At 48.3% G+C, this 4,735-nt stretch carries 7 protein-coding genes; 5 read left to right on the top strand and 2 right to left on the bottom strand.

The window, feature by feature from the left end; translation table 11 throughout:
- Positions 1-43: 43 nt before the first annotated feature.
- Positions 44-916 (top strand): urease accessory protein UreD, encoded by an 873-nt coding sequence (locus RMO35_RS15330; RefSeq protein ID WP_310415033.1) that lies wholly within the window; start codon positions 44-46, stop codon positions 914-916.
- Positions 917-1,097: 181 nt separating this feature from the next.
- Positions 1,098-1,400, top strand: coding sequence for an urease subunit gamma (ureA, locus tag RMO35_RS15325; protein WP_309742193.1), 303 nt, complete (start codon positions 1,098-1,100; stop codon positions 1,398-1,400).
- Positions 1,401-1,476: 76 nt separating this feature from the next.
- Here the strand turns inward: ureA and RMO35_RS15320 are convergent, their stop codons facing one another.
- Together RMO35_RS15320 and RMO35_RS15315 are read right to left on the bottom strand one after the other, a co-directional pair.
- Positions 1,477-1,719 carry a photosystem I reaction center subunit PsaK gene (locus RMO35_RS15320; RefSeq protein WP_309742192.1) on the bottom strand — a complete coding sequence of 81 codons (243 nt, stop codon included), beginning with the start codon at positions 1,717-1,719 and terminating at the stop codon, positions 1,477-1,479.
- Positions 1,720-1,812: 93 nt separating this feature from the next.
- Positions 1,813-2,046 carry a photosystem I reaction center subunit PsaK gene (locus RMO35_RS15315; RefSeq protein WP_309742191.1) on the bottom strand — a complete coding sequence of 78 codons (234 nt, stop codon included), beginning with the start codon at positions 2,044-2,046 and terminating at the stop codon, positions 1,813-1,815.
- A gap of 119 nt (positions 2,047-2,165) precedes the next feature.
- Between RMO35_RS15315 and RMO35_RS15310 the strand changes: the two genes are divergently transcribed.
- The 3 genes from RMO35_RS15310 to RMO35_RS15300 all read left to right on the top strand — a co-directional run.
- A complete protein-coding gene (locus tag RMO35_RS15310) occupies positions 2,166-2,801 on the top strand; it encodes a phosphoribosylanthranilate isomerase (protein WP_309742190.1) in 636 nt (211 codons plus the stop codon).
- A gap of 103 nt (positions 2,802-2,904) precedes the next feature.
- On the top strand, positions 2,905-3,813 hold the full coding sequence (locus RMO35_RS15305; RefSeq protein WP_309742189.1) for a hypothetical protein: 909 nt from the start codon (positions 2,905-2,907) through the stop codon (positions 3,811-3,813).
- A gap of 223 nt (positions 3,814-4,036) precedes the next feature.
- On the top strand, positions 4,037-4,735 hold a 699-nt coding region (locus RMO35_RS15300), incomplete at its 3' end, for an inactive serine/threonine-protein kinase VRK3 (RefSeq protein WP_309742188.1).

Raw genomic sequence — 4,735 nt, 5'->3', positions numbered from 1 at the left:
TTCGACTTCCGGGGTATTTTCCAGGAAGTCGAAGTGGAAGCAGATGAACCACAGTCCTAATTTACGATCGGGTTGGCACGGACAGCTACAATTAACCTATCGCTACGATCGCGGCAAAACGCAAGCGATCGAGCATCAAGGTACCGCCCCCCTCAAAGTCCAACGCTCGTTTTATCCTGAAGGTGATGGGATTTGTCATAATCCCATTTTGCACACGGCTGGGGGGATTGTCGGCGGCGATAGTCTCCAAATCGACATCGATCTCCAGCCAAAATCTCGGGCGGCGATTACAACTGCGGCAGCGGGAAAAATCTATGGCAGTAATGGCATGACGGCGACGCAAAACATCGTTCACCGGATTGGCGATAATGCTTGTCTGGAATGGATACCCCAAGAGACGATTATTTTTAATGGGGCAATCTTTGAGCAACAGCTACAGGTGGATCTCGCGCCGACAGCAAGCTGGCTGGGTTGGGAGATCTTGCGCTTCGGACGCACGGCACACGGCGAAAAATTTACGCGCGGTAGATGGCAATCAGCAACGGAGGTGTATCGCCAAGGGCGACCGATTTGGATCGATCGACAGTTATTATATGGCAATACCCAAATCGATCGACCCAATAGTCTAGCAGGATATCCGATCGTCGGTAGCCTAGCATGGATTGGTGCCAGCCCGATCGAGCCTCAGCTACCTTACCACGATCGGATGATTAGGAAGGAGATCGCGATCGCGGCTCGATCGCTCTTTGACGGCGAGCCACATAAAATCGGCGTAACCCGTCTGACAGAAGGCTTATTATGTCGGTATCGCGGTGACTCGACTACAGAAGTTCGGCAATGGTTTACCGCTGTCTGGCATCTCCTCCGCCATTCATTTCTCGATAGTCCGCCGATTCGTCCACGAGTTTGGCAATAGGGGAGGTGGGAGATGGGAGGTGGGAGATGGGAGATGGGAGATGGGAGATGGGAGATGGGAGAAAGACGCAAGTAACCCATTACCTCTTACCTTTTACCTTTTACCTTTTACCTTTTACCTCTTACCTTTACCTCTTACCTCTTACCTCTTACCCCTACCCGCTACCCTTTACCCTTTACCCATGCAACTCTCCCCGCAAGAAAAAGATAAACTCTTAATTTTCACCGCTGCGCTCGTTGCCGAGCGTCGTAAAGCTAGAGGCTTAAAACTCAATTACCCCGAAGCGATTGCTTATATCTCCGCTGCAATCTTGGAAGGTGCCCGGGATGGGCAAACTGTCGCCCAACTGATGAATTATGGGAAAACTTTACTCGCTCGCGATGACGTGATGGAAGGGATTGCTGAGATGATTCACGATATCCAAGTCGAAGCTACCTTTCCCGATGGTACCAAACTTGTCACCGTCCACGATCCGATTATGTAGACATATGGCTCGATCGTCAGATATCACAACTGCAAGTGCAGAGTAGTTGCGGGAGCTAACGATCGAATAAATCGATTTAAATGATACCAAGACGAGTTAGACCCAAAGTTGCACCGACGCCAACTAGATGTCCGAACGCAGTACCAGCCAGCAATTGAGCTGCGGTCAAACCACCCACCAGAGCGGGGCCAGCTTTTTTGGTAGTACTGGCGATCGCCACACCGAGGACGGAACACACCACCATCACGATCGCGACTGTGGGCGACCATGCTTGACTCATCGGTCCGATCGCCCCAAGTAACAAGGTAGAATTTAACATGATTTACTCCTAAAGATTTGGATATCTAATAACAGCTTAAGGTATTCTATCGCGATTAAATGATAACTTTTAGTAACAGGTACGCGATCGCCATTAGATGATGCCGATGTTTGTCAGCCCGAGGACGAAGCCAACGCCCAAAATATGCCCAAAGCTCATCGCAGCAACTAGTTCGGCCCAACTAAAAATCCCTGCGCGACTGTTTAATTTAGCAATAATTGCCGCGATCGCGACTGCAAACAAGTTACAAATAATCATCACAAATGCTGTATTAAACCCCCAAGGTTCGGTATGCGGAATCGCGGCAATAATTAAGTTATTTAACAAAAAACTCGACTCCCGATCGCAACTCATGTATGGCAATTATTAGTTAGTCGGGGCGATTGTCGATCGACTTCCGCTGACTAATTCACAAAAATTAATACATTTAACCCTAATTAACACTAATGCGGATTAAAATTTGCGGAATAACTACTGTCGAACAGGGACTGGCAATTGCGAAAATGGGTGCGACAGATATCGGCTTGATCTGCGTCCCTGGCTCGCCGCGCTACCTGACGCTCTCCAAATTACAGGAACTCGTCGCCCAGCTCGCGGACGCGGCGAATACAGTGGGGGTCTTTGCCGATTTTTCGGTAACTACCATCGCCCATGTCGTCACCCTCACCAATCTCGCCACCGTTCAGCTCCACGGTACCGAATCGATCGAATTTTGTCAGGAATTACGGCAAGCACTCCCCGAGACAGAAATTATCAAAGCATGGCGCGTCCAGACGAGTAGCGATCTTGCCACTATCCAAACCTATAGTCCCGTCGTCGATGGTTTGCTCTTGGACGCCTATCATCCCGACGCCCTCGGCGGGACGGGACACACCATCGACTGGCAACAGTTGTCAGCCTTTAAACCCTCAATTCCGTGGCTATTAGCTGGCGGGTTAACGCCTGATAATATTGGCATGGCTTTGAGCCAACTGCAACCCGATGGGATCGACCTCTCCAGCGGGGTAGAAGTCTCGCCAGGGCAGAAAAATTTAGATTTGGTCGATCGGTTATTTACCAACTTACGGAGTAGATTAGGCTAAAATAAAGACTCAAATATTTGCGATCCGTATTGGCACCGCCGCGATTCGAGCGAGTCGCCGCAATTACACACACATTACAAATTTGGAGTCAAGAGGCGATCGCATGGATAGCAGTAAAATCATCAATGTCGATGCACCAGGGGAAAAGCCACCGAGCGCGACAGCAGCAGATGTCAGTCAGCGACAGCCACTGGGAGATCTTCCTGACATCGATTCGATCGATTTACGCACCGAAACGTTGGCTACTATCGATCGATTACAACAGCATCTAATCGCAGAATTTCAAAGCGATATTAGTGAAATTCAAGAACGATTGAATAAATCATTTCGGCAATTCTTACTGGCAAAAGAACACGAACGGATGCCATTCTTGCAACGCGTGATGACTTCACATATTGAAAACATGGAAGACGAGCGCGGGTTTCCGCCGCGTCATCCAGTTCACTGGTTTAAATCTAAATTAGAATTTAGTTCGACGGGTGTTTTGGAATTTGATTTCAAAAAAGATGCCGAAGTATTTATCGAATCAGCCTTAAATTATATCGAGACTGAAATTAAAGAGCAACTGCTACAGAGACAACAAGCAACGATCGCGCTGGTCGATCGGCAAATCGTCGAACTCCAATCCACCCTTGCCGTTCGGCTCCAACCAGTTGCCAAGCTCCGCCGGATAATTATTACGGAGTATGTCAATAGCTTCATCCAAGCCGAAAAGTTAATTATTAAAGTTATCGATAGCTTTTATTTCGTGAGCATGGGAGCGAGATTTAATCCCAAGCAAGAATTAATTTATAGTGAAGTGTGCGTGCGACCGACAGGGATCTTCGATCGCAGCAAAGATGACGATAAACCCACCCAATTAAAGTATGCAATTTCTTGCGATCGACTCGTAGACATCATGAATGAATCGATCGGTCGATCGGTCGATCGGATCGGGCAACAAACTCAAGCGTATCTAACTGATGAACTAGTACCTAAAATCGATAAGTTGTTTGAGGATTTAGCTAGTTAAAAGTGGCACGATCGAGATCGATCTCATGCAGTCGTCATGTTTGGTTATCACGCAAACCAACCGCCTATTTAAACGAGCTGAAAATCTTATCGCGATCGAACAATAAAGTAAAACAGTTTCCCTCCAACTCCCAACTCCCAACTCCCATCTACCCTCTACTCTTCACATAGGCAGTGTCAACGCATCAAAGGGTATCCTAGAAAAGAGCTGTATCTTCTTGGCAATGACCATATTCTGCCCTAACGGACACGATAACCCTGACACCAATCGGTTTTGTCAAGCCTGCGGTAGTCAGTTAGCCGCCCCTGTCAATCATTCCATGACAATTGGGGTACTACTTGGCGATCGTTACCGGATTACTAGAGAAATCGGTCAAGGTGGTTTTGGGCGGACTTATCTGTGTGAAGATGTCAATCGCTTCAACGAACTCTGCGTCCTCAAAGAATTTGCGCCGCAAGTTCAGGGTACGGCTTTACTAACTAAAGCTCAACAATTATTCGAGCGGGAAGCTGGGGTGATGTATCAACTTCAACACCCCCAAATTCCCCGGTTTCGGGAAATGTTTCGCGTCAATCGCGGTGGTGTCGGACAGCTATTTTTAGTGCAGGATTATGTCGCTGGTGACAATTATCAGCAGCGCCTGCGCCAAAAGCGCAAGCAGGGCAAAACCTTCACCGAAGCCGAAATTACGCAGTTTCTTACTCAAATTCTCCCCGTACTGAGCTACATTCATTCCCTCGGCGTCATTCATCGCGATATCTCTCCCGACAATCTGATCTCCCGCAATAGCGACGGCTTACCAGTGCTGATCGATTTTGGCGGCGTCAAACAAGTCGCGGTAAATGCCGCCACTCAGTATATGGGTGCCAATCTCGAACACAGCGAAGTCCCGACACGATTGGGCAAAGTCGGTTATGCACCC

The organism is Chamaesiphon sp. OTE_20_metabat_361 (genome assembly GCF_031364565.1).
Note: the sequence above shows the minus strand (reverse complement) of the source record. Positions and strands in the feature narration are given on the sequence as shown.